Annotated in this window: 27 protein-coding genes; 20 read left to right on the top strand and 7 right to left on the bottom strand. The window is 72.4% G+C overall.

All coding sequences use genetic code 11. The features are described 5' to 3' along the window. Positions 1-15 precede the first annotated feature (15 nt). The 4 genes from ACFQW6_RS09160 (at position 16) to ACFQW6_RS09145 (ending at position 4396) form a co-directional block, all read left to right on the top strand. Complete coding sequence (locus ACFQW6_RS09160; RefSeq protein ID WP_378543490.1) at positions 16-1626, top strand: ATP-binding protein; 1611 nt, start codon at positions 16-18, stop codon at positions 1624-1626. Next, on the top strand, positions 1623-2318 hold the full coding sequence (locus tag ACFQW6_RS09155) for a response regulator (RefSeq protein WP_378543488.1): 696 nt from the start codon (positions 1623-1625) through the stop codon (positions 2316-2318). Before ACFQW6_RS09160 ends, ACFQW6_RS09155 begins: the two co-directional genes overlap by 4 nt. Before the next feature lie 79 nt (positions 2319-2397). Further along, the gene (locus ACFQW6_RS09150) at positions 2398-3912 is read left to right on the top strand and encodes an AlkA N-terminal domain-containing protein (protein WP_378543485.1); all 1515 of its coding nucleotides are present in this window, start codon (positions 2398-2400) and stop codon (positions 3910-3912) included. 1 nt (position 3913) lies between these two features. Next, a complete protein-coding gene (locus ACFQW6_RS09145; protein ID WP_378543482.1) occupies positions 3914-4396 on the top strand; it encodes a methylated-DNA--[protein]-cysteine S-methyltransferase in 483 nt (160 codons plus the stop codon). Between the two features lie 4 nt (positions 4397-4400). Here ACFQW6_RS09145 and ACFQW6_RS09140 read toward each other — a convergent pair whose 3' ends face one another. Together ACFQW6_RS09140 and ACFQW6_RS09135 are read right to left on the bottom strand one after the other, a co-directional pair. Then, positions 4401-4985: a TIGR03086 family metal-binding protein gene (locus ACFQW6_RS09140; RefSeq protein ID WP_378543479.1), complete on the bottom strand. Its 585-nt coding sequence runs from the start codon at positions 4983-4985 to the stop codon at positions 4401-4403. Between the two features lie 59 nt (positions 4986-5044). Beyond that, the gene (locus ACFQW6_RS09135; protein WP_191197589.1) at positions 5045-5767 is read right to left on the bottom strand and encodes an IclR family transcriptional regulator; all 723 of its coding nucleotides are present in this window, start codon (positions 5765-5767) and stop codon (positions 5045-5047) included. Between the two features lie 79 nt (positions 5768-5846). Between ACFQW6_RS09135 and leuC the strand changes: the two genes are divergently transcribed. The 3 genes from leuC to ACFQW6_RS09120 all read left to right on the top strand — a co-directional run bounded on the left by leuC (position 5847) and on the right by ACFQW6_RS09120 (position 8699). Next, positions 5847-7253: a 3-isopropylmalate dehydratase large subunit gene (gene leuC, locus ACFQW6_RS09130; protein ID WP_378543476.1), complete on the top strand. Its 1407-nt coding sequence runs from the start codon at positions 5847-5849 to the stop codon at positions 7251-7253. 2 nt (positions 7254-7255) lie between these two features. Further along, a complete protein-coding gene (gene leuD, locus ACFQW6_RS09125) occupies positions 7256-7855 on the top strand; it encodes a 3-isopropylmalate dehydratase small subunit (protein WP_378543473.1) in 600 nt (199 codons plus the stop codon). Positions 7856-7970: 115 nt separating this feature from the next. Continuing rightward, entirely contained in the window at positions 7971-8699 is a 729-nt protein-coding gene (locus ACFQW6_RS09120; RefSeq protein ID WP_378543470.1) for an HU family DNA-binding protein, read from the top strand. Positions 8700-8739: 40 nt separating this feature from the next. On the opposite strand, the gene cofC is transcribed toward ACFQW6_RS09120, so the two are convergent. Further along, entirely contained in the window at positions 8740-9402 is a 663-nt protein-coding gene (cofC, locus tag ACFQW6_RS09115; RefSeq protein ID WP_378543467.1) for a 2-phospho-L-lactate guanylyltransferase, read from the bottom strand. Positions 9403-9534: 132 nt separating this feature from the next. Here cofC and ACFQW6_RS09110 point away from each other — a divergent pair, with 132 nt between their 5' ends. After that, the gene (locus ACFQW6_RS09110; protein WP_378543464.1) at positions 9535-10326 is read left to right on the top strand and encodes a lysophospholipid acyltransferase family protein; all 792 of its coding nucleotides are present in this window, start codon (positions 9535-9537) and stop codon (positions 10324-10326) included. Beyond that, on the top strand, positions 10323-11324 hold the full coding sequence (locus tag ACFQW6_RS09105) for an NAD(P)H-dependent glycerol-3-phosphate dehydrogenase (protein ID WP_378543461.1): 1002 nt from the start codon (positions 10323-10325) through the stop codon (positions 11322-11324). Before ACFQW6_RS09110 ends, ACFQW6_RS09105 begins: the two co-directional genes overlap by 4 nt. Positions 11325-11532: 208 nt before the next feature. Here the strand turns inward: ACFQW6_RS09105 and ACFQW6_RS09100 are convergent, their stop codons facing one another. After that, a complete protein-coding gene (locus tag ACFQW6_RS09100) occupies positions 11533-12606 on the bottom strand; it encodes a trans-sulfuration enzyme family protein (protein WP_378543458.1) in 1074 nt (357 codons plus the stop codon). Positions 12607-12638: 32 nt separating this feature from the next. Between ACFQW6_RS09100 and ACFQW6_RS09095 the strand changes: the two genes are divergently transcribed. Continuing rightward, positions 12639-13808, top strand: a complete 1170-nt coding sequence (locus ACFQW6_RS09095; protein WP_378543455.1) for a D-alanine--D-alanine ligase family protein — start codon at positions 12639-12641, stop codon at positions 13806-13808. Between the two features lie 12 nt (positions 13809-13820). Here ACFQW6_RS09095 and ACFQW6_RS09090 read toward each other — a convergent pair whose 3' ends face one another. Both ACFQW6_RS09090 and ACFQW6_RS09085 read right to left on the bottom strand, forming a co-directional pair. Further along, positions 13821-14330: a DUF3515 domain-containing protein gene (locus ACFQW6_RS09090; RefSeq protein WP_378543452.1), complete on the bottom strand. Its 510-nt coding sequence runs from the start codon at positions 14328-14330 to the stop codon at positions 13821-13823. A gap of 14 nt (positions 14331-14344) precedes the next feature. After that, positions 14345-14581, bottom strand: coding sequence for an Lrp/AsnC family transcriptional regulator (locus ACFQW6_RS09085; RefSeq protein ID WP_090972075.1), 237 nt, complete (start codon positions 14579-14581; stop codon positions 14345-14347). Positions 14582-14698: 117 nt separating this feature from the next. Between ACFQW6_RS09085 and ACFQW6_RS09080 the strand changes: the two genes are divergently transcribed. Beyond that, complete coding sequence (locus ACFQW6_RS09080) at positions 14699-15649, top strand: thiamine-phosphate kinase (RefSeq protein WP_378543449.1); 951 nt, start codon at positions 14699-14701, stop codon at positions 15647-15649. A gap of 212 nt (positions 15650-15861) precedes the next feature. Here ACFQW6_RS09080 and rpmB read toward each other — a convergent pair whose 3' ends face one another. Further along, positions 15862-16047, bottom strand: coding sequence for a 50S ribosomal protein L28 (gene rpmB / locus ACFQW6_RS09075; protein ID WP_056602600.1), 186 nt, complete (start codon positions 16045-16047; stop codon positions 15862-15864). A gap of 248 nt (positions 16048-16295) precedes the next feature. Here rpmB and ACFQW6_RS09070 point away from each other — a divergent pair, with 248 nt between their 5' ends. From ACFQW6_RS09070 to ACFQW6_RS09030, 9 genes are all read left to right on the top strand, one after another. After that, positions 16296-17948 carry a DAK2 domain-containing protein gene (locus tag ACFQW6_RS09070; RefSeq protein WP_378543446.1) on the top strand — a complete coding sequence of 551 codons (1653 nt, stop codon included), beginning with the start codon at positions 16296-16298 and terminating at the stop codon, positions 17946-17948. Positions 17949-17964: 16 nt separating this feature from the next. Then, complete coding sequence (locus tag ACFQW6_RS09065) at positions 17965-20172, top strand: ATP-dependent DNA helicase RecG (RefSeq protein ID WP_378543443.1); 2208 nt, start codon at positions 17965-17967, stop codon at positions 20170-20172. Positions 20173-20182: 10 nt separating this feature from the next. Further along, positions 20183-20752, top strand: coding sequence for a 16S rRNA (guanine(966)-N(2))-methyltransferase RsmD (rsmD, locus tag ACFQW6_RS09060; protein WP_378543440.1), 570 nt, complete (start codon positions 20183-20185; stop codon positions 20750-20752). Between the two features lie 54 nt (positions 20753-20806). Beyond that, positions 20807-21292, top strand: coding sequence for a pantetheine-phosphate adenylyltransferase (gene coaD, locus ACFQW6_RS09055; protein WP_378543437.1), 486 nt, complete (start codon positions 20807-20809; stop codon positions 21290-21292). A 98-nt stretch (positions 21293-21390) separates the two neighbouring features. Continuing rightward, positions 21391-21981, top strand: a complete 591-nt coding sequence (locus ACFQW6_RS09050) for a YceD family protein (protein WP_378543435.1) — start codon at positions 21391-21393, stop codon at positions 21979-21981. A 51-nt stretch (positions 21982-22032) separates the two neighbouring features. Next, positions 22033-22218, top strand: coding sequence for a 50S ribosomal protein L32 (gene rpmF, locus ACFQW6_RS09045; protein WP_179617666.1), 186 nt, complete (start codon positions 22033-22035; stop codon positions 22216-22218). A gap of 7 nt (positions 22219-22225) precedes the next feature. Continuing rightward, entirely contained in the window at positions 22226-22984 is a 759-nt protein-coding gene (gene rnc, locus ACFQW6_RS09040; RefSeq protein ID WP_378543644.1) for a ribonuclease III, read from the top strand. Between the two features lie 3 nt (positions 22985-22987). Continuing rightward, the gene (gene mutM / locus ACFQW6_RS09035; RefSeq protein WP_378543433.1) at positions 22988-23890 is read left to right on the top strand and encodes a bifunctional DNA-formamidopyrimidine glycosylase/DNA-(apurinic or apyrimidinic site) lyase; all 903 of its coding nucleotides are present in this window, start codon (positions 22988-22990) and stop codon (positions 23888-23890) included. Positions 23891-23964: 74 nt separating this feature from the next. Then, positions 23965-24156 (top strand): hypothetical protein, encoded by a 192-nt coding sequence (locus ACFQW6_RS09030; protein WP_378543431.1) that lies wholly within the window; start codon positions 23965-23967, stop codon positions 24154-24156. Positions 24157-24173: the final 17 nt, after the last annotated feature.

The raw sequence follows: 24173 nt of genomic DNA, 5'->3' as shown, positions 1-24173 counted from the left end.
TGGAGGTTGTGGAACTTGTGGTCACGCTCGCGCTGGTGGCCGGCGACGCTCGCCGGCCAGTTCCTGGTGCTCCAGCTGACCGTGCTGCTGGTCGTCGTCGCGGTCGCCAGCGTGGTCTCGGTCCAGCAGAGCGACGCCGACTTCCGTGACACCCGCGGCGCCCGGCTCCGCGCCGCCGCGGAGTCGATGGCCAACACCGCGGCCGTGCGCGACGCGTTCGTCGCAGACCGGGTCGAGAGCAGCCGCGGGACGCTGACGTCGTACACCCAGCGGGTCCGCAACAACCTCCAGGCCGGCGGGGTGTACCTCACCGACCCCGACGGCGTGGTGCTCGTCAGCAGCGACATCGCCGGGCGGGGCGAGCCGATCGACCTCGACGACAGCACTGTCCAGCAGCTGCGCGTGTGGACCGGCGACGTCGACGACTTCGGCGACCGCGCGATCGCCGCCCAGGTGCCGATCATCAGCGACGAGGGCGAGCTCGTCGGCATCTCGATGGTCGCCCAGACCTACCCGTCGTGGGCCGAGCGCGCCCGCGGCGTCCTGCCCGACCTGGTGACCTTCGCCGGCCTGGGGTTCGGCCTGGGCGTGGCGGGGTCGCTGCTCCTGTCGCGGCTCATCCGGCGACGCACGCGTGGCCTCGAGCCGGCCGCGATCGCCGCGCTCGCCGACCAGCGCGAGGCCCTGCTGCACTCGATCCGCGAGGGGGTCTTCGCCGTGGCCGACGACGGCACCGTCACGGTGATGAGCGACAGCGCGCGCGAGCTGATCGGGCTCGACGGGGACGTCGAGTCGCGGCGGGTCGACGACCTCGACCTCGACCCGGCCGTGCGCGACCTGCTCGCCGACGACACCGCCATCCGCGACCACGTGGTGGTGCTCGGCGAGCGGGTCCTGGTGGTCAACCGCAACCCCGTGGTCGAGCGGGGGAGGCGGGTCGCGTCGGTGACGACGCTGCGCGACCGCACCGAGCTGCTCGCGCTGCAGAGCGAGCTCAGCGCACGCGAGTCGATCACGAACACCCTGCGGGCGCAGACCCACGAGTTCCACAACCAGCTGCACACCATCTCCGGCCTCGTTCAGCTCGGGGAGTACGACGAGGTGTCGCGCCTCGTCGGCACGCTGAGCCGACGCCGCCGGGAGATCTCCGACGCGGTGCTCGCGCACGTCGAGGACCCGGCCGTGGCGGCGCTGCTCATCGCCAAGACGAGCCTCGCCGTCGAGCGGGGCGTCGACCTCCGCATCGCAGCCGACAGCAGCCTCCCCCGGCTCGACCCGGAGGCCTCCACCGACGTGGGCACGGTGCTGGGCAATCTGGTCGACAACGCCGTCGACGCGTCCGTGTCGGTGGGTGGCACGTCGGTCGAGGTGTCGCTGGACCTCGACGGCGACGTCGTCCACATGGCGGTGGCTGACACCGGTCCCGGTGTGGCGCCGGACGAGGTGGGCCGGATCTTCCGCCGCGGCTGGAGCTCCAAGGCCCCGACGTCCGAAGGACGCGGTGTCGGGCTGGCGCTCGTGCAGGTCGTCTGCGAGCGTCGGGGAGGCTCGGTCGGCGTCGGTGCGGGAGAGGACGGCACGGGCGCGGTCTTCGAGGTGCGGTTGCCGGGAGTGGAGGTCGGATGAGCGGGACGGACGACCTCACCGTGCTGGTGGTCGACGACGACTTCATGGTCGCGCGCATCCACACGCAGTTCGTGGAGCGCACCGAGGGCTTCGTCGTCGTCGGGGTCTCCAGCAGCGGCCAGGCCGCCCTCGACGACATCGCCCGCCTGCGACCCGACCTGGTGCTGCTCGACGTGCACCTGCCCGACATGACCGGCATCGACGTGCTGCGGCGGCTCCGGGGCGTTGGCGACGACGTCGGGGTGCTGATGGTGACCGCCGCGCGCGAGGCCGACACGGTCCGGGCCGCGGCGTCCGGGGGAGCGGTCCACTACCTCGTCAAGCCGTTCGACTACGAGGACCTGCGGGTCAGGCTGGAGACGTTCCGTGCCGCGCAGCTCGCCCTCTCCGGATCGGGTGCACCCGGCCAGGACGACATCGACGCGGTGTTCGGCGCCGCCTCGGCCGCCCCGTCGCCGCCGGTGAGCCTGCCCAAGGGACTGAGCCCGGAGACGGCCGAGTCGGTACAGGACGCGCTGCGCAGCGCCGGCGAGCTCTCCGCAGCGGAGTGTGCGGACCTCGTCGGCATCTCCCGCGTCTCCGCGCGCCGCTACCTCGAGCACTTCGTCGCCCGCGGGGCCGCCGTCGTACGCCTGCAGTACGGCGGGGCCGGACGTCCCGAGCGCCGCTACCGGTCGGCCGGACAGGGCTAGGCGAACCCCGCGCGAGACGCCCGACGGCGGTGTCCGATTTCCGCTGGTGCGGGGTCCCCCCGGGTGACAGGCTCGGGTCATGACACCGACCGGGCACCTCGACACCGAGGCCTGCTACCGCGCCGTCAGCAGCCGCGACCGCCGCTTCGACGGGGTGTTCTACACCGCGGTCCGGACCACCGGCATCTACTGCCGGCCCTCGTGCCCGGCGCGGACCCCCGCACCGGGCAACGTCACGTTCCACCCCACCGCCGCGAGCGCGCACGCCGCCGGCTACCGCGCCTGCAAGCGCTGCTTGCCCGACGCGACGCCCGGCAGCCCGGAGTGGGACGTCGCCGCCGACGTCGCCGGGCGGGCGATGCGCCTGATCGCCGACGGGCTGGTCGACCGCGAGGGGGTCGACGGGCTGGCGCGCCGGGTCGGCTACACCCCGCGCCACCTCGGCCGCCTCCTGACCCAGGAGCTGGGCGCGGGCCCGCTGGCGCTGGCACGGGCGCGTCGCGCGCAGAGCGCACGGGTGCTCATCGAGACCACCGACCTGCCGCTGACCGACGTCGCCTTCGCGGCCGGCTTCGCCAGCGTCCGCCAGTTCAACGAGACCCTGCGCGAGATCTATGCCTCCTCGCCCAGCGAGCTGCGCGGTCGCCGGGCGGGCGCCCGCAGCGCCGGTGCCGTCACCATGCGGCTGCCCGTCCGCACCCCGTTCGCCGGGCGGCGGATGCTCGACTTCCTCGCCTACCACCTCGTGCCGGGCGTCGAGGTCGCCGGACCCGGCTGGTACGGCCGCACGCTCGACCTGCCCCACGGCAGCGGCACCGTGCGCCTCGAGCTGGCCGACCTCCCCGACACGTCCGACCGCGCCGGCGGCGGGACCGGCTTCGTCACCGCCGAGTTCCGGCTCGAGGACCTGCGCGACACCGCGGCCGCCAGCGAGCGCGTACGCCGCCTGCTCGACGCCGACTGCGACCCTCGCGCGGTGGACGAGCACCTCGCCGCCGACCCGGTGCTCGGCGACCTCGTCCGCGCCACCCCGGGACTGCGCGTCCCCGGCCAGGTCGACGGCGACGAGACGGCGATCCGCACGGTCATCGGCCAGCAGGTCAGCGTCACCGGCGCGCGCACGGTCGCGGGCCGGCTCGTGGCCGAGCACGGACGGCTCGTCCAGTCCGACGTCCCGGGCCTGACCCACCTCTTCCCCGACGCCGCGACGCTCGCGGCGGCCGACCCGACCACCTTGCCGATGCCACGCGCCCGCGGCCGGGCGCTCGTCGGGCTGGCCGCGGCGCTCGCCGACGGCCGGGTGCTGCTAGACCGGGGTCCCGACCGCGACGACGTACGCCGTGCGCTGCTGGAGCTGCCCGGCATCGGCCCCTGGACCGCGGACTACGTGGCGATGCGGGCGCTCGGACATCCTGATGTCTTCCTGCCCACCGACCTCGCGGTGCGCCGGCTGCTGACCGACCTCGCCACGCCCGAGCGCGGCGACCCCGACCCCGAGCGCTGGAGGCCCTGGCGCTCCTACGCCCTGATGCACCTCTGGAACACCCTGATGCCCGACACCCCTGCGCCGTCCCGCGCTGATGAGGAGAACTGACATGTGGACCGTGATGCCCTCGCCCGTGGGCGACCTGCGCATCGTCGAGCGCGACGGCTCGATCGTGGCGATCGAGTTCTCCCCGTTCCGCCAGCCGGTGGACGGCCGTCCCCTGGGCGCGCGCTCCGACGACGACCCGGTGCTCGCCGAGGCCGTGCGGCAGCTGACGGCGTACTTCGAGCGCGAGCTGACCGACTTCGACCTGCCGCTCGCGCCCGTCGGCACCGACTTCCAACGCCGCGTGTGGACCCAGCTCGGTCTCATCGGCTACGGCGAGACCGCGTCCTACGGCCAGATCGCCGGCCGGCTGGGCATGACCAACGCCGCCTCGCGCGCGGTCGGCCTGGCCAACGGTCGCAACCCGATCCCGATCGTGGTGCCGTGCCACCGCGTCATCGGCGCCAACGGCACGTTGACCGGCTACGCCGGCGGGCTCGAGCGCAAGCAGCAGCTGCTGGAGCTGGAGCAGGACGCACTCTTTTGAGGGGTCAGGCCGGCGACCAGCCCGGGTCGCGGCCCGAGCGGGCGAGCACCTGCTCGAAGGCCGACGCACCGGGACCGACCTGCACGGAGGGCCCGAACAGACCGGGCGTGCCGCCCTCGTCGAAGCCGCCGACGAACGCCATGCACGCCCCGGCGGTCGCGTCGTCGCAGTCGTAGGGCTGGCCGGTGGCCCGCGCCAGGTCCCAGCCGTGCAGGACGATCTCGTCGAGTGCGACCAGACCGCCCACCTGGCCCGGCAGGTCGACACCACCGGCGCGCGTCATGCCATCCCACGCCTCGGGGTTGCGCCACGCCGCGGCGAGCGCCGGGACTTGCTCGGCGAGGGCCTCGCGCCAGCCGGGTCGGACGTCCGGCCAGCCGGCCTCGTCGGGACTGGTGTCGGTGAGGGGACCGAAGTCCTTGTCCGCGGCGGCGCGGAAGGCGCGCGTCAGTCCCACGAGGTGCTGGACGAGCTGCCCGACCGTGCGCCCCTCGCAGGGCGTCGGTCCGTCGAGCTGGTCGTCGGTGACGTTGGCGGCCACGGCGGCCAGCCGCTCTCCGGCCGGTCCGAGGTCCACGAGGTCTGCCATGCGCCCACCCTGCCCGAGATCGCCGACCGCGGGAAGGTGCCGGGCAGGTCGCCAGAGAGCTACTCGGAGGCGGCCCGGCGCAGCGACTCGGAGAGGCGGTCAGCGGCGGCGAGCACGGCGGGCGCGTGCATCCGGCCGGGTTGACGGGAGAGCCGCTCGAGCGGACCGGAGACCGACACCGCGGCGATGACCTTGCCGCCGGGGGAGCGGACCGGCGCGGACACCGAGGCCACCCCCTGCTCGCGCTCGCCGACGGACTGCGACCAGCCGCGGCGGCGGATGCCGGACAAGGCGGTGGCCGAGAAGGCGGCGTTCTGCAGACCGCGGTGCATGCGCTCGGGGTCCTCCCACGCCAGCAGGATCTGCGCGGCCGAGCCGGCATTCATGGTCAGCTGCGAGCCGACCGGGATCGTGTCGCGCAGGCCGGAGGGGCGCTCGGCGGCGGCGACGCACACGCGGTGCTCGCCCTGGCGGCGCCACAGCTGCGCTGACTCGCCGGTGATGTCGCGCAACCGGGCGAGGACGGGTCCGGCCGCGGCGAGCAACCGGTCCTCGCCGGCGGCGGCGGACAGCTCGGACAGGCGCGGCCCGAGCACGAAGCGGCCCTGCATGTCGCGGGCCACGAGGCGGTGGTGCTCGAGCGCGACCGCGAGCCGGTGGGCGGTGGGTCGGGCCAGGCCCGTGCCGGCCACCAGACCGGCGAGGGTGGCCGGTCCGGCCTCGAGCGCTGCGAGCACGAGCGCTGCCTTGTCGAGTACGCCGACGCCAGATCCGTTGTCCATATGCCGATATTCTCATCTCAGAGAGTGGGATGCAAGATGTAGCGTCGTCCTACCGCACGCCGCAGAAGGAGTTTGTGTCATGGGCAAGACCCTGTCCGAGAAGGTCTGGGACGAGCACGTCGTCCGGAGTGCCCCCGGGGAGCCCGACCTCCTCTTCATCGACCTCCACCTCCTTCACGAGGTGACCTCGCCGCAGGCCTTCGACGGCCTCCGCCTGGCGAACCGCTCCGTACGCCGTCCCGACCTCACGCTCGCGACCGAGGACCACAACGTCCCGACCCTCGACTGGGACAAGCCGATCGCCGACCCGGTGAGCCGCACGCAGGTGGAGACGCTGCGCAAGAACGCCGCCGACTTCGGGGTGCGCCTGCACCCGCTCGGCGACATCGAGCAGGGCATCGTCCACGTCGTCGGTCCGCAGCTCGGCCTGACCCAGCCCGGCATGACGATCGTCTGCGGCGACTCGCACACCTCCACGCACGGTGCCTTCGGCGCGATCGCCTTCGGCATCGGCACCTCCGAGGTCGAGCACGTGCTCGCCACCCAGACCCTGACGCAGGCCCGGCCGAAGACGATGGCCGTCACCGTCAACGGCAGCCTGCCCGAGGGCGTCACCGCCAAGGACCTCGTCCTCACCCTGATCACGCACACCGGCACGGGTGGCGGCCAGGGCTACATCGTGGAGTACCGCGGCCAGGCCATCGAGGAGCTCTCGATGGAGGGCCGGATGACCGTCTGCAACATGTCGATCGAGTGGGGCGCCAAGGCCGGCCTCATCGCGCCCGACCAGACCACCTTCGACTACATCGAGGGCAAGCCGGAGGCGCCGAAGGGCGCCGACTGGGACGCCGCCGTCGCGCACTGGAAGACGCTGCGCACCGACGACGACGCGGTCTTCGACAACGTGATCGAGCTCGACGCCTCCACCATGACGCCGTTCGTCACCTGGGGCACCAACCCCGGCCAGGGCGCGCCGCTCGGCGCGAGCGTCCCCAGCCCCGACGACTTCGACGAGCCCAACGACAAGGTGGCGACCGAGAAGGCCCTGCAGTACATGGGTCTCGAGGCCGGAACGCCGCTGCGCGACGTCAAGGTCGACACGGTCTTCGTGGGGTCGTGCACCAACGGCCGCATCGAGGACCTGCGCCTGGCGGCGTCGATCCTCGAGGGTCGTACCGTCGCGGCCGACACCCGCCTGCTCGTCGTGCCCGGCTCGGTGCGCGTACGCCTCCAGGCGGAGGCCGAGGGTCTCGACAAGGTGTTCATCGCCTCCGGTGCGGAGTGGCGCGGTGCCGGCTGCTCGATGTGCCTCGGCATGAACCCCGACCAGCTCGCGCCGGGTGAGCGGAGCGCGTCGACGTCCAACCGCAACTTCGAGGGCCGCCAGGGCAAGGGCGGACGCACGCACCTCGTCTCGGTGCCCGTCGCCGCCGCCACCGCCGTGCGCGGCACGCTCTCCAGCCCCGCCGACCTGCAGGAGGTCTGACCATGGACAAGTTCACCACCCACACCGGCGTCGGCGTCCCGCTCAAGCGCAGCAACGTCGACACCGACCAGATCATCCCCGCGGTCTACCTCAAGCGGGTGACCCGCACGGGCTTCGAGGACGGCCTCTTCGCGGCCTGGCGCAATGACCCCGACTTCGTGCTCAACGACCCGACGTACGCCGGTGGGTCGGTGCTGGTCGCCGGTCCCGACTTCGGCACCGGCAGCTCGCGCGAGCACGCGGTGTGGGCCCTGCAGAACTACGGTTTCAAGGCCGTCATCTCCTCGCGATTCGCCGACATCTTCCGCGGCAACTCCGGGAAGGCCGGGCTGGTGGCGGCCCAGGTCGACGAGAAGGTCGTGCAGCGGCTGTGGGACTGGCTCGAGGACAACCCGGGCGGTGAGATCACCGTCGACCTGGAGAGCCGCACCGTCCGGGCGGGTGCCGGCGAGGACGCCGTCGAGGACTCCTTCGACATCGACGACTACACGCGGTGGCGCCTCCTCGAAGGGCTCGACGACATCGGCATCACGCTCTCGCACGACGCGGACATCACCGCCTTTGAGGCGGAGCGACCGACCTGGAAGCCCGTCACTGCGTGAAAAACCCCTACAAACAGGGGCTTTGGTGATTGTCCTCACCCTTCCATGTGCCTAGCGTGCCTTGCAGAGGGTCGAGCACGAGCTCGGCTTCCAGGTTCATTGGGAAGGGAAGCTAGTGAACAAGTCAGAGCTCATCGACGCGCTCGCCGCGCGTTACGAGGGGAACCGCAAGCAGGCGGCCCACGCACTGGAGTCCGTGCTCGACACCATCACCCGCGAGGTCGCCAAGGGCGAGAAGGTCGCGATCACCGGTTTCGGGTCGTTCGAGAAGGCCGTTCGCAACGCCCGCTGGGTGCGCAACCCCCAGACCGGCGAGCGGATGAAGTCGAAGAAGAAGGCCGTGCCGAAGTTCTCGGCCGGCAAGGAGCTCAAGGACGTCATCTCGGGTGCGAAGAAGCTGCCGAGGCTGACTGCCGCCACGATGCCCAAGCCGCCCGGTGTCCGGGCCGCCGCGGCAGCAGTGACGGGTGCCGCCGCCAAGAAGTCCGCGCCGGCGAAGTCAACGGCCTCGAAGTCGGCAGCCCCGGCGAAGAAGGCGTCCTCGACGTCCTCGGCGGCGAAGACGACCACGGCCAAGAAGTCGACGGCCAAGAAGTCGTCCAGCGCGAGCACCGCGAAAAAGGCGCCGGCCAAGAAGACCGCCACGAAGGCGGCCAGCAAGTCCACCGCCAGCAAGTCGACGGCCAGCAAGTCGACGGCCAGCAAGTCGACGGCCAGCAAGTCGACCGCGAGCAAGTCGACGGCCAAGAAGGCGCCCGCCAGCACGTCGACGGCCAAGAAGGCGCCGGCCAAGACGAGTACCGCCAAGAAGACCACCGCGAAGAAGACCGCGAAGAAGTCCTGACGCAGGCGTCAGCTCGCTGGCGCCGCGTCGCACGGGCGGGTCACCCCGAGGGGGTGGCCCGCCCCACGCTTGCCCGCGTCGTGTGCGGACCGACGCCGGCCAGCAGCGCGGCATCCAGGTCGTCGGGATCGTCGACGTCCGTGCGCACGCTCGTCGCGGTGGCGCCGACCTCGACGGCACCGGTGCCCTGGTGCCGCGCCGCCGACGCGACACCGAACGACGGGTCGAACCCGTCGGCAGGGGCGGCGTACAACGTCGTGCCCGTGCCGGTGTGGTCGCGCACGAACGCGGCGCGTCCGGCCTCGACCTGTTCGTGCACCTCGCCGAGCACCCCGGCCAGCTCGACTGGCCGCAGCCCCGGCAGGTCCGCGCACAGCACGACGGGCACTGCTCCCGGCCAGCGTCGCGCGACCTCCGCGATCGCCTGCACGAGCGTCGCGTTGAGGTCGTCGCTGACGCCGTCGGGGATCACCGCGCACCCGAGGGTGCGCACGGACGCAGCGAGGCGGTGGTCGTCGGTGACGACGAGGACGGCGTCCACGCCGGGTGTCGCCGCGGCGGCCTGGACGGTGTCGAGCGCGAAGGCCTCGGCCAGGTCACGGCGGTGCTCGTCGGCGATCCCGGTCAGTCGGGACTTGCCGTAGGTGGGCGGCTTCACGGGTACGACGACCACGCAGCGCGTGGGTCGGGCATCGGCGGACATCACGCCGATCCTCCCATCCGCCACCAGCGCGCCGGTGGGGTCCCTGCACCCCGTCGACCGAGTAGCCTGCTCGCGACGCAGGCAGCGTCCGGGCGCGGCCCGCGAGGAGAGCACGATCGGGAGGGATGGCGGTTGCGCGTCAGGAGGCTCGAGCAGAAGCGCGGCTGGGCGATGACCGTGGCGGCGTCGATCCTCAAGCCGACGCTGCTCAGCGCGACGTCACGCACGTGGATCGACGGAGAGAAGATCCCGGCCTCTGGCGGATGCATCGTGGTCATCAACCACATCTCCCACGTCGACCCGCTGCTCTCGGCGCACTTCGTCTACGACCACGGCCGGCTCCCGCGCTACCTGGCGAAGTCCGGGCTCTTCAGCAACAAGTACCTCGGGGGTTTCCTCACCTCCGCCGGCCAGATCCCCGTCGAGCGGCTGAGCCGCAACGCGATCGGTGCGTACGACGCCGCGGTGAAGGCGATCAACGAGGGCGAGTGCATCATCATCTATCCGGAGGGCACGTTGACGCGCGACCCCGACCTCTGGCCGATGAAGGGCAAGACCGGTGCGGCCCGCATCGCCCTGGCCACCGGCTGCCCGGTGATCCCGGTGGGGCAGTGGGGTGCGCAGGAGGTGCTCCCGCCCTACACGAAGCGGCTCCACCTCGTGCCGCGCAAGAACATCGTCATGAAGGCCGGCGACCCGGTGGACCTCGACGACCTGCTCGGGCTCCCCGCGTCGGCCGAGACGACGGCGCGCGCGACCGACCGCATCATGGCCGCGGTCACGGCGCTCGTGGCCGACCTCCGTGACGAGCCCGCTCCCGAGCAGCGCTACGACCCCCGCAGCAGCGGCGTACGCGAGACCGGCAACCCGCAGGACACCGCCCACGACGGGGCCCACCGGACGAAGAGGAAGCGCACCCGATGACGAAGATCGCAGTGTTCAGTGCGGGGTCGTGGGGCACCGCCTTCTCGCTCGTGCTGGCCGACGCCGGCAACGACGTGTCCCTGTGGGCTCGGCGCGAGGAGGTCGTCGAGGCCGTCAACGAGCGGCGCGAGAACACCGACTACCTGCCGGGCATCGAGCTGCCGCCGTCGATCTCGGCGTCGACGGACCCGGAGGAGGTCGCCGCCGGCGCGGACGTCGTCGTGCTCACCGTCCCCTCGCAGACCCTCCGGGAGAACCTCACCGCGTGGGCACCGGTCCTCCCCGAGAAGGCCACGCTCGTTTCGCTGATGAAGGGCGTCGAGCTCGGCTCCCTCATGCGGATGAGCGAGGTCATCCAGGAGGTCACCGACGCCGCGGCCGACCGCATCGCCGTCGTCAGCGGCCCCAACCTCGCGCGCGAGATCGCCCGCCGCGAGCCGGCCGCGTCCGTCGTCGCCTGCCTGGACGAGGACCGGGCCAAGCACATCCAGGCCCTCACGCACGGGCCGTCGTGGCGCCCCTACACCTCGGTGGACGTGCTGGGCTGCGAGATCGGCGGCGCCTACAAGAACGTCGTAGGCCTCGCCGTCGGCATGGCGGTCGGTCTGGGCTTCGGCGACAACACCACCGCCTCGGTCATCACCCGAGGCCTCGCGGAGACCGCGCGCCTGGCGACGGCGCAGGGCGCCAACCCGCTGACCCTCATGGGTCTCGCGGGGCTCGGCGACCTCGTCGCCACGTGCTCGTCTCCGCTCTCGCGCAACCGCACCTTCGGCGAGCGCCTCGGCCAGGGCATGACGACCGAGGAGATCTATGCCTCCACCCGGCAGGTCGCCGAGGGCGCGAAGTCCTGCAAGTCCCTGCTGGAGCTCGCCCGCCGCACCGGCGTCGACGCCCCCATCGCCGAGGCGGTCGACGCCGTCGTCGACGGCAAGATGACCGCCCTCGACATGATGAACTCCTTCATCGCCCGCGACACCAAGCCCGAGCTGCACTGAGCGACGAAGGAGCTCAGCGCAGCTCATCGGTGGTCGAGTGGCGACCGAGGCTGAGGAACGAAGCCTCGACGGAGCCGTACCGAGACCTGCTGCACCGGGCGACGAAGTCGCACGAGCGCGTCGAGATCCGGTCAGCCGACAAGCAGCGTGCAGTCCGGCTCCGGGTCTCGTGACGGTCGCTGCGCGACCTCCTCGACCAACGGAGCGGCTACCCGACGCAGCCGTCCAGCGCCGCGCGCAGGTCCTCCCAGAGGTCCTCGACGTCCTCGATGCCGACGGAGAGCCGGACGAGCCCCTCGGGGATGGTGGCGGCCTCGGCCTTCCAGCGGCGGCGGCGCTCGAGGCTCGACTCGACGCCGCCGAGCGAGGTGGCGTGGATCCAGAGCCGCGTCTTGCGGCTGAGCAGGTCGGCGGCCATCTCACCCTGGGCGAGGACGATGCTGACGATCGCGCCGAACCCGGGGTAGCGCACCTCCGACAGCGCGGGGTGCTCGGCCAGGCGGCGTACGAGCTCCTGGGCGTTGGACTGTGCGCGCTCGACCCGCAGGTGCAACGTGCGCAGCCCGCGCAGGGTCAGCCACGCCTCGAACGGCCCGGGGATGGCGCCGACGAGGTCCCGACGGCCCTTCAGCACGGCGTACAGCTCGTCGTCGCGGGTGATGATCGCGCCCATCTGCACGTCGGAGTGGCCGGCGAGGTACTTCGTCGCGGAGTGCACCACGATGTCGACGTCGTCCTCGAGCGGGCGTTGCAGCAGGGGAGTGGCGAAGGTGTTGTCGACGACGACGTAGGCGCCGGCCTCGTGCGCGGCCTTCGTGATCGTCGCGATGTCGGCGACCTCGAGGGCGGGGTTGGTGGGCGACTCCAGCCACACGAGCGCGGCGCCGTCGCAGGCAGCGACGACCGCGTCGGTGTCGGTGACGTCGACCATCTCGGCGGTCAGCCGACCGCGCGCCTCGAGGTCGGCGAGCTGCATGATCGTGCCGGTGTAGCCGTGCTGCGGCACCAGGACCTTGCCCTCCTTGCCCACCAGGTCGAGCACCGTGGCGACAGCGGCGAGCCCGGACGCGAACGTCAGGCACCGACCTCCCTCGAGGGCACCGAGCGTGTCCTCCAGCGCCGTCCAGGTGGGGTTGCCGTAGCGGCCGTACTCCACCTCGCCGCCGGCCACGTAGGTGGCCGCCATGGTGATCGGCGTGTTGAGCGGGGCGTCGGGGACCTTGTCCGGCCGGCCGGCCGTGACGGCGATCGTGCCGGGCCTGAGCGGTGAGTCTGCAGCCATGCGCGCCAGCGTAGGTGGATAGGGTCGAGGCGATGAACGACACCTCCCCTGACAAGACCGCAGCCCCCGTCTCGGACCCGACCTCAGCAGCCACGAGCCGCAAGCCGCGCGTCGCCGTCGTCTTCGGTGGCCGCTCCTCCGAGCACGGCATCTCGTGCGTGACCGCCGGGAGCGTGCTGGCCGCGATCGACCGCGAGGCGTACGACGTCGTGCCGGTCGGGATCGCCCCGGACGGCCGGTGGGTGCTGGAGAGCGACGAGCCCACCCGGCTCGCGATCCGCGGCAACGACCTGCCGCAGGTCGACGCGGGTCGGTCCCCGGTGGCGCTGATGGGTGCTGCCACCGGCACCCACCTGGTGGTCGCCGAACCGGCCAGCGTCCCGTCGGTCATCGGTGAGGTCGACGTGGTCTTCCCGCTCCTCCACGGCCCGTGGGGAGAGGACGGCACCCTGCAGGGGATGCTGGAGATGGCCGGTGTGCGCTACGTCGGCTCCGGGGTGCTCGCGTCCGCGATCGGCATGGACAAGGCCTACATGAAGGTCGTCCTGCAGGCCGCCGGCCTTCCCGTCACCCCGGGCATCGTCGTGACCCGCACCGCGTTCGAGCAGGACGCGATCGGCGTCCGTGCGCGGGTCGAGGAGCTCGGCTTCCCGTCGTTCGCCAAGCCCGCCCGGGCCGGCTCGAGCATGGGGATCAGCAAGGTGCACGACGCCTCGGAGGTCGACGCGGCGCTCGAGGAGGCGTTCCGCCACGACCCCAAGGTGCTCGTCGAGCAGTCGATGGAGGGAGCGCGCGAGGTCGAGTGCGGTGTGCTCGGCACGATCGAGGGCCCGCCGGAGACATCGCGGCCGGGCGAGGTGCGCACCGGCGGCGACCACGAGTTCTACGACTTCGAGGCGAAGTACCTCGCCGACCAGCACACCGAGATCGACATCCCCGCCGACCTGCCCGCGGCGATCGAGCAGGAGCTGCGCGCGATGGCCGTGCGCGCCTTCGAGGCCCTGTCGTGCGAGGGTCTCGCGCGCGTGGACTTCTTCGTGATGCCCGACGGCTCACTGGTCATCAACGAGCTCAACACGATGCCGGGCTTCACCCCGACGTCGATGTACCCGCAGCTGTGGGCGGCGACCGGCATGTCGTACCCGGACCTCGTGGACCGGCTCGTCCAGCTCGCGCTGCGGCGCGACACCGGCCTCCGCTGAGGCCGGGCACGGCTACAGGCAGGACAGTCCTTCTCCGAGGTGCTCCTTCAGCGCCGGCGCCAGGTCGGCCAGCGCGCGGTCGATGCCCTCGGTGCGGTAGTCGGCCGGCACCGACACCTCGACATAGGGCTTCAGGCTGAGCGCGATCGGCGTCGCGTCCTCGGACAGGTCGGAGAGCTGGTCGTCGGTGACGTACCAGCCCACGCCGGCGATGACGTTGCACTCGGCGGTCGCCTCGTAGTCGCCCGGCTCCGGCACGCCGCACGTGAGGACGTACGCCGGATCGCCCCAGGCCGCACCCAGCGCGTCGTCCGGCTCGACGTCGCGCCGGTCCAGACCGGCGAGGGTGTCGGGGAGGTCGGCGACCAGCGACTCGCACGCGGCCCGGTCGGCCGCGGAGAGCTCGACGTCGTCGATCGTCGGGGTGCTGCTGCAGCCCGCGAGGGCGAGCACGACGGCACCGGCCCCGGACGCGACGACGCCCCGGCCCGTGGACGGACCGAGGCGTCGGCGCAGGTGCACGTGGGCCGGGCGGCTCAGATGTGGACGACCGGGCAGGTGAGCGTGCGGGTGATGCCGTCGAGGTTCTGCACCTTCGAGACGACGAGCTTGCCGAGCTCGTCGACGTTCTTGGCCTCGGCTCGGACGATCACGTCGTAGGGACCGGTGACGTCCTCGGCGAGCGTGACGCCGTTGACCTGGGCGATCTCGCGGGCGACCTCCGCGGCCTTGCCGACGTCGGTCTGGATCAGGATGTAGGCCTGGACGACCATCGTGGACTCCTCGGTCTCGTTCATCGGGTGTGACCGGCACAACCTACCGCGCCGCGCGGCGGCGCCGACAGGGGATGGGTGACAGTGGTCACCACCCCGGTCTGGTGGGATGGGCGCATGGCACCGGCAGCAGACGCAACCCTCGGCGAGGCGGGCGAGTTCGGCCTGATCTCCCAGCTCGTGGAGATCTTCGAGGGCGACGAGAACGTGCTCGTCGGACCCGGTGACGACGCCGCCGTGCTGCGCGTCAAGCACGGCCATGTCGTCGTCTCGACCGACCTGATGGTCGAGGGGCGGCACTTCCGGCGCGATTGGGCCGGCGCCGACGACGTCGGTCACCGGGCCGCCGCCCAGAACCTCTCCGACATCAACGCCATGGGGGGCACCGCGCGTCACCTCACCATCGGCCTCGCGGCTCCCGCGGACCTTCCGGTGGCGTGGGCGCTGGACTTCGCCCGCGGCTTCGCGGAGGAGTGCGCGAGCGTGGGGGCGACCGTCGTGGGCGGCGACGTCACGCGCGCCGACCAGGTGATGATCGCCGTCACGGTCCTCGGTCAGTGCACCCAGGCGCCCGTCCTGCGCTCGGGCGCCCGGCCCGGCGACGTCCTCGCGCTCACCGGTCGCCAGGGGTGGGCCGCCGGCGGCCTCGCGGTCCTCGGGCGCGGCTTCCGCTCCCCGCGGGTGCTCGTCGAGGCCTACCGCCGGCCGGAGCCGCCGTACGCCGCGGGCAAGGAGGCCGCCGAGGCCGGGGCGACCGCCCTCATCGACGTCTCCGACGGCCTTCTCGCCGAGGCCGGGCACATCTCGGACGCGAGCGGGGTCGCCATCGACGTACGCACCGGGGCGTTCGAGGTCCCCCAGCCGCTCGAGGCCGTCGGGGCCGCGCTGGGCGCCGACCCGATGCAGTTCATCCTCGGCGGCGGCGACGACCACTCGCTGCTCGCGACCTTCCCCGACCAGGCCTCGGTCCCGCCCGGGTGGCAGGTGATCGGCGAGGTCAGCGAGGGCGAGGGCGTCACCGTCGACGGAGGGACGTACGACGGCCCCACCGGCTGGACCCACTTCTGAACCCGTTCAGCCGTGAGTCTCCCGGAGACTCACGGCGACTTGGAGGGCGAGTCGCGCACTTGGAGGCCGTTGCAACCGCCTCCAGGTGACAGAGTCCCCGCTCGAGCGGGGACTCCGACCGGGCAGTCGAGACAGACAGACGCACAGACCGAGCCAGGAACGACGAAGCCCCCGCCGCAGGGCGACGGGGGCTCGACGAAGAAGACGTCAGGTCAGCGCGAGACCTTGCCGGCCTTGAGGCAACCGGTGCAGACGTTGAGTCGCTTGGGCGTGCCGTTCACGGTCGCCCGGACGCGCTGGATGTTGGGGTTGAAACGACGCTTGGTGATCTTGCGCGACCAGGGACGGTTGTTTCCGAAGCCCGGCTTCTTGGCGCAGATGTCGCAGACGGCAGCCACCGTGCACTCCGATCCGTTCGAGATTGATAGATGTTCATCAGGCCTGCACCCCGCCAGGGGGCGGCAGCAGGCAACCGCGCAAGAGTAGCCGAGGACCCGCGGCGAGATGAAATCGCAGGGGCCGTGGGTGCCGGGCACTACCCTGTGGCGCGCACCACATCGTACGACGAAGCAGCCGCACCACCACATCCAGCAGGCGGACAGCAGGCCGCCAGCACTGAGCAGACACCCGGGAGCAGACCGACGCGATGGAGCACGTCACCCACGGCATCACGCTGGACGGCGTCGCGCGGTTCGTCGACATCGCGACCGACGCGCTGTCCTCGGCTCGCGAGGAGATCGACGCGCTCAACGTCTACCCCGTGCCCGACGGTGACACCGGCACCAACATGTTCCTCACCGTCTCCGCGGCCCGCGACGCGCTGCGGGAGGCCCTCGCGAACGACCCCGGGCTGTCGCTGGGCGACGGGATGGCGGTGCTCGCCCGTGCCGCGCTCCTGGGGGCGCGGGGCAACTCCGGGGTGATCCTCAGCCAGATGCTGCGCGCCTACGTGCATCACCTCGCGGGCGCCGCGATCGCCGACAAGCCGGCCGAGACGATCGCCGCCGCCATGGCCGAGGCGACGGAGGCCAGCTACGCCGCCGTCGGCTCGCCCGTCGAGGGCACGATCCTCAGCGTGTCACGCGCCGCCTCCGACGCGGCGCTGGAGACGGCCGCCCGTGGGGCGCGCACCCGCGACGTGTTCACCGCGGCGGCCGCGGCGGCGCGCGCGGCCCTCGCCCGTACGCCGGAGCAGCTCGAGGTGCTGGCCCTGGCCGGGGTCGTCGACGCCGGCGGACGGGGGCTGTGCGTCGTGCTCGACGCGGTCGAGACGACGGCCACCGGGCGCCGGCCGACGCCGTGGACGGCGCCGATCGGCACCCACTTCATCCCGGTCGCGGCAGCGCCGGCGGGCGACGACCTCAGCGAGGACGGCCCGGGCTACGAGGTGATGTACCTCCTCGACGTCAGCCCGGACGAGGAGGACCAGCACGTCGCCGACCTCCGTGCGACGCTCGCCACGCTCGGCGACAGCCTCGTCGTCGTCGGCGGCGACGGCCTGTGGAACGTCCACGTGCACGTCGACGACGTCGGCGCGGCCATCGAGGCCGGGATCACCGCCGGTCGCCCGCACCGCATCCGGGTCACCCACTTCGCCGACCAGCACGCAGCAGGCCCTCAGCGGGTCTCGACCCGCGCCGGCCGCAAGGTCGTCGCGGTCGCCGCGGGTCCGGGCCTGGCCGCGCTGTTCGAGTCGGCGGGCGCGGTCGTGGTGACCGGGGGTCCGGGACAGCGTCCCTCCACCGGCCAGCTCCTCGAGGCCATCACCGGCTGCGGTGCCGCCGAGGTCGTGGTGCTCCCCAACGACGGCGACACCGTGCGCGCCGCGGAGATCGCGGCCCGCACGGCCGAGGTCGAGCACGACGTCTCCGTCGAGGTCATCCCGACCCACGCGCAGGTGCAGGGCCTGGCCGCCGTCTCCGTGCACGAGCCGGGTCGCGCCTTCGACGCCGACGTCCGGGAGATGACCGCGACCGCCCGCCACGCCCGTCACGGCGCCGTGACCGTCGCCGCCCGCCGCGCGATCACGATGGCCGGTGCGTGCGAGCCCGGTGACGCGCTCGGCGTGATCGCCGGCGACTTCGCCGTCGTCGGCTCCGACCTCGAGGAGGTCGCCACCGACGTCCTGGAGCGGCTCCTGGCCGGTGGCGGCGAGCTGGTGACGATCGTGTCGGGCGAGGACGGCGAGGACCTCGCCCAGCGGGTCGCCGCCCACGTCGAGCGACGCCACCCCCACGTCGACGTCGCCGTCCACGACGGTGGCCAGCCGCGCTACCCGCTGCTCGTCAGCGTCGAGTGACCGGCAGGATCACCTCATGGTCGCGATCACCCCGGACAGCCCGATCGGCGCGGTGTTCGGCAACAGCCACAAGAAGCGCAAGCTCGCCGAGGAGGGCCTCGGACTCACGACGGTCGGCGACCTCCTGCGCCACTTCCCCCGCCGCTACGTCGCCGCCACCGAGCTCACCGAGGTCGCCACGCCCGTCGTCGGCGAACAGCTGACGATCGTCGGCGAGGTGCGCTCGTGCGAGAGCGCCCCGTTCTTCAGCGGCAACCGTCGCCAGTTCCGTACGACGGTGCGGGTCCGCACCGACGGGCCGGACTTCTCCATCACGCTGTTCAGCCCCTACGCCAGCCTGGCCGAACGCCACGAGGCCGAGTTCCGGCCGGGCAGCCGGGCGATCTTCACCGGCAAGGTCAAGCAGTACCGGGGGAGCTGGCAGCTCGAGCAGCCCCACGGCTTCGCCCTCGACGGCGACGAGGCGGTCTCGATGAGCAAGCTCATCCCGATCTACCCCCTCACCGCCAAGCTCTACTCCTGGGACCTGCAGAAGGTCGTCGCCGCCGCCCTCGACCTGGTCACCGGCGTGCCCGACGTGCTCACCCCCGAGCTGCGCGAGCGGTTCGAGGTGCTCGACGTGATGCGGGCGCTGCGCTGGATCCACGCTCCCGACGACTGGAAGCAGGTGGGCGCCGCCCAGAAGCGCTTCCGCTTCGAGGAGGCGCTGGTGCTCCAGCTCGTCCTCGCCCGGCGCCGGGCGGCGCACCGTGCCCAGGGTGCCCGTGCCCGCACGCGCCGCGACGACGGCCTGCTGGCCGCCTTCGACGCGCGGTTGCCGTTCGAGCTGACCGGTGGTCAGCGCGAGATCGGTGACCTGGTCGCCGACGAGCTGGGCCGGGACCACCCGATGAACCGTCTCCTGCAGGGCGAGGTGGGCTCGGGCAAGACGCTCGTCGCGCTCCGCGCGATGCTGCAGGTGGTCGACGCCGGGGGACAGGCCGCGCTGCTCGCCCCGACCGAGGTGCTCGCCCAGCAGCACCACCGCTCGATCTCCGCAATGCTCGGCGACCTCGCCCAGGGCGGCATGCTCGGCGGCGACGCCGACGCCACCCAGGTCGTGCTGCTGACGGGGTCGATGGGCAAGGCGGCCCGTCAGGAGGCGATGCTGCGCATCGTCACGGGCGAGGCAGGCATCGTCATCGGCACCCACGCCCTCCTCGAGGACAAGGTGGAGTTCGCCGACCTCGGCCTGGTCGTCGTCGACGAGCAGCACCGTTTCGGCGTCGAGCAGCGTGCCGCGCTGACCGACAAGGCCGGCACGCCGCCCCACGTGCTCGTCATGACGGCCACCCCGATCCCGCGCACCGTCGCGATGACCGTCTTCGGCGACCTCGAGACGTCCGTCCTCGCCGAGCTGCCGGCCGGGCGGGCGCCCATCCAGACCAACGTCGTCCCGCTGGCCGACCAGCCGTCGTGGATCGACCGGGTCTGGCAGCGGGTGCGCGAGGAGGTCGAGCAGGGCCACCAGGCCTACGTCGTGTGCCCACGGATCTCGGGCGACGCGGGGGAGGAGGGTGAGACCGACCAGCTCGACTTCGACGAGGACGGCGCCGACATCACCCCCCGGCGTCCGCTCGCGGCGGTGGAGGACGTCCACGCCGAGCTGGTGGCCGGGCCGCTCGCCGGGCTCCGCACCGCCGTCCTGCACGGACGCATGGCACCCGACGACAAGGACCGCACGATGCGCGCCTTCGCCGCCGGCGACCTCGACGTGCTCGTGTCGACCACGGTCATCGAGGTCGGGGTCGACGTCCACAACGCCACCACGATGGTGCTCCTCGACGCCGACCGGTTCGGCGTCTCGCAGCTGCACCAGCTGCGCGGTCGCGTCGGCCGTGGTGGCCTCCCCGGGCTCTGCCTGCTGGTCTCCCACGCCGATCTCGGCACTCCCGCGCGCGAGCGACTCGACGCCGTGGCGGCGACCACCGACGGCTTCGAGCTCAGCCGCGTCGACCTCGAGCAGCGCCGCGAGGGCGACGTGCTGGGCGCCAACCAGTCCGGCTTCCGCTCGGGTCTCGTCACACTTCGGGTATTGCGCGACGAGAAGACGATCGTCCGTGCCCGAAAGGCAGCGGAGGCGCTACTCTCCGAGGATCCGGCGCTCGCACACGCGCCCGCCCTGGCCGACGTCGTCGCCGAGGTGGAGCGCTCCGCGGCGTCGGAGTTCATGGAGAAGGGCTGACCACGGGCACATGACTCGCATCATCGGGGGCACGGCGGGGGGCCGCCGGCTGGAGACGCCGCGCGGCCAGACGACCCGACCCACGAGCGACCGGGTGCGCGAGGCGTTGTTCTCGGCGATCGAGTCCCGCACCGGCTCGCTCGACGGGCTGCGTTTCCTCGACCTGTACGCCGGCTCCGGCGCCGTGGGGCTCGAGGCGTGGTCGCGGGGCGCCGGCGTCGTGACGATGGTCGAGCAGGACCGGCGCACCGCAGCGTTGATCGCCCGCAACGCCGCCACCCTCGGCTTCTCGCGCGCCCGCGTGGTCGCGACCTCCGTGGCGTCGTTCCTCGCCTCCCCGCCCGCCGCGCCCTACGACGTGGTCTTCGCCGACCCGCCCTACCCGATGTCCGACCTGGACGTCGACGCCGACCTGGTCGCGCTGGTGGACCACGGCTGGCTCGTGCCGGGCGCCCTGGTGGTCGTCGAACGCGCGGCCAAGCGCACGGTCGTCACCTGGCCGCCGGGCATCGAGGAGGACCGCACGCGGCGCTACGGCGAGACCACGCTTTGGTACGGTCACGCCACCGTGGCCTCCTGATCCCGAGACGGGACCAGAGCCCCCGCCCAGTCCCAGCCTGAAGGAAGGACGCCCGTGCGTCGCGCTGTCTGCCCGGGGTCGTTCGACCCGGTGACCAACGGCCACCTCGACATCGTCGGTCGCGCCGCCAAGCTCTTCGATGAGGTCGTCGTCGCCGTCGGCGTCAACATGAGCAAGAACCGGCTGTTCACCCCGGACGAGCGCATCGCGATGCTGCGCGAGGCGACCTCGGGCATCGCCAACGTGCGCGTGTCCGGCTTCGACGGGCTCATCGTCGACTTCTGCCGCGAGATCGAGGCCGTGGCGATCGTGAAGGGCCTGCGCGGGGCCGGCGACTACGAGTACGAGCTGCCGATGGCGCAGATGAACTCCCACCTCACCGCGGTCGAGACCGTCTTCCTCCCCGGTGCCGTCGGCAACGCGTTCGTGTCCTCGAGCCTGATCAGGGAGGTCGCGGCGCTCGGGGGCGACGTACGCGGCCTGGTCCCCGAGCCCGTGCGCGAGCAGCTCGTGTCGCGGCTCGCCGAGCGCCGCGCCTGAGGCGCGGGCGGACACCACCGGTCACTCGTTTTGCCCCTCCGGTGGGGCGGCGGATACGATTCCGAGGTTGTGTTGGTGTCCAGATGTGGGAGCTCGTCGTGAACAGCCTGGACCCGAGGGCGCCGCTCGTGCTCGATACTCGCGAGCTCGGCCGCCGCCCGGGGTCCCAGCGTGAGCTCGAGCTCTCCGTCCCGGCGCCAGCAGAACTTGGCATCGAAGTCCTCTCTGTCCCCGAAGGATCGCCGGTCGAGCTCGACCTGCGGCTGGAGGCGGTCATGGAGGGCGTGCTGCTCACGGGCACGGCCACGGCCGCGCTCGAGGGGGAGTGCGTACGCTGCCTCCAGCAGATCGAGGACGAGATCCACGTGACGCTGCAGGAGCTCTACGTCTACCCCGACCAGCACGACAAGGCCGCGGAGCACGCCGACCGCGACCTCGACGACGAGACCAGCCTGCTCGAGGACGACCTGCTCGACCTCGAGCCCCTGCTGCGGGACGCGGTGGTGCTCGCACTACCGTTCCAGCCGCTGTGCATGGACGATTGCCCCGGATTGTGCATCGAGTGCGGTGCCCGACTCGCGGACGACCCGGACCACGCGCACGACGCGCCGATCGACCCGCGCTGGGCAGGGCTCCAACAGCTCCAGGCAGAGACCACGCAGGACACACAGCAGGACCCCCAGGACTGACCACCTCGCCGGGAATCCCCGGCCGAGCAACACAAGCAACAGGAGACAACCATGGCTGTTCCGAAGCGGAAGATGTCGCGCAGCAACACGCGCCACCGCCGTTCGCAGTGGAAGGCCGTCGCGCCGACCCTCGCGACGTGCGCCAACCCCGCCTGCGGCGCCAAGCACCTCCCGCACCGCGCGTGCGGCCAGTGCGGCCAGTACGGCGCCAAGGCCGACCGTCGCCAAGTTCTCTGATCGTCCTCTGACCACCGACGAGCTCCGCGCAGCGCTCGGTGATCCGGTCCTGGATCCCGAGCTGCTGCAGCGTGCCCTGACGCACCGCTCGTTCGCCTACGAGAACGGGCAGCTCCCGACCAACGAGCGCCTGGAGTTCCTCGGGGACTCCGTGCTCGGGGTCGTGGTCACCGAGACGCTCTACCGCGTCCACCCGGACTTCAGCGAGGGCCGGCTGGCCAAGCTGCGGGCCGCGGTCGTCAACGCGCGCGCCCTCGCCGACGTCGCGCGGCAGATCGGGCTCGGCCAGCACATCAAGCTCGGGCGCGGCGAGGAGACCACCGGGGGTCGCGACAAGGCCTCGATCCTGTCCGACACCGTCGAGGCGGTCATCGGGGCGATCCACCTCAGCGGTGGCATCGACGAGGCCGCCAAGGTCGTCCACCTCCTCTTCGACCCGGTGATGGAGGCCGCGGCGTCCATGGGCGCCGGCCTCGACTGGAAGACCTCCCTCCAGGAGCTCTCGGCCGACCTCGGTCTGGGCGTCCCCGAGTACCTCATCGAGGACGACGGCCCCGACCACATGAAGACGTTCGTCGCGCGCGTGCGCGTCGGCGAGCAGGTCCTCGGCAACGGCACCGGCCGCTCCAAGAAGGAGGCCGAGCAGGGCGCCGCCGAGACCGCCTACCGCGAGATCAAGGCCGCCCACGCCAACGGCCAGCCCGTGGCGGAGGCCGCTCCCGCGGCTGTCGTGGCACCGGCCGCGGCCACCGGCCCCGACGCCTGAGACGTGCCCGAGCTCCCCGAGGTCGAGGTCGTCCGCGCCGGCCTCGAGCGCCACGTCGTCGGCGCGACCATCGACGCCGTCGAGGTGCTCCACCCGCGGCCCGTTCGCCGCGACCACCGCGGGCCGACCGGATTCGCCGCCGCACTGGTGGGCCAGCGCATCGAGGCCGTCCGCCGTCGCGGCAAGTACTTCTGGCTCGCCCTCGCCAACGGTGACGCCCTCCTGGGCCACCTGGGCATGAGCGGGCAGATGCTCCTCCACGAGCCGGGTGCGCTCGACGAGCGCCACCTCCGGGTCCGGTTCACGCTCGCCGCCCCCGCGCCGCAGGTCGAGGGCGCCCCGGCACCCGTCGTGCGACCTCTCGAGATGCGCTTCGTCGACCAGCGCATGTTCGGCGGCCTCGTGGTCTCGGCAGGCGGCGCGGAGCTGCCGTCCGAGATCGTGCACATCGCCCGCGACCCGATCGACCCGGAGTTCGACGACGACGAGTTCGTGCGTCGCGCGCGGCGTCGTACGTCCGCCGTCAAGCGGCTGCTGCTCGACCAGGGCCTCATCTCGGGCGTGGGCAACATCTATGCCGACGAGGCGCTCTGGCGTGCCCGGCTGCACGGCGAGCGGGCGGGGGACCGACTCACCGGCCCGGTGCTGCGCGAGCTGCTCGGCCACGTCCGCGACGTGATGGGCCAAGCGCTCGCCCAGGGCGGCACGTCGTTCGATGCCCTCTACGTCAACGTCAACGGCGAGTCCGGCTACTTCGACCGCTCCCTCGACGCCTACGGCCAGGAGGGGGAGCCGTGCCGACGCTGCGGCACCCCCATCCGCCGCGTGGCCTTCATGAACCGCTCGTCGTTCTTCTGCCCGACCTGCCAGCGACCGCCGCGTGCGCGGCGCGCCGGTAGGCGTTGACCGGCCGCCACCTCGGTGGGACGCTTGGAGACGGCCGCTATGCGGTCCAGTACCCCCTTCTGGAAAGGCACCCCATGGCGAAGGCGCTGATGGGTCATCTGAACAACGACGTCCGGACCGCCTCGGTCCTCGCAGTCGAGAACAGCCGGCTCCGCCGCCGGGTCGGGGACCTCGAGTCACTCGTCCTCCGGCTCCAGGCCGAGAACGACCGCCTGGCCGCGGCTGCTCGCGACGAGCTGAAGGTCGAGGACCTCCAGCCCGCCTGACGCGACCCCCGTCGCGT

Origin of the sequence: Nocardioides sp. GCM10028917 (assembly GCF_042666175.1) — a bacterium.
Taxonomy (GTDB): domain Bacteria; phylum Actinomycetota; class Actinomycetes; order Propionibacteriales; family Nocardioidaceae; genus Nocardioides.
The sequence above is the reverse complement of the archived record's forward strand: the minus strand, read 5'-3'. Positions and strand labels throughout refer to the sequence as shown.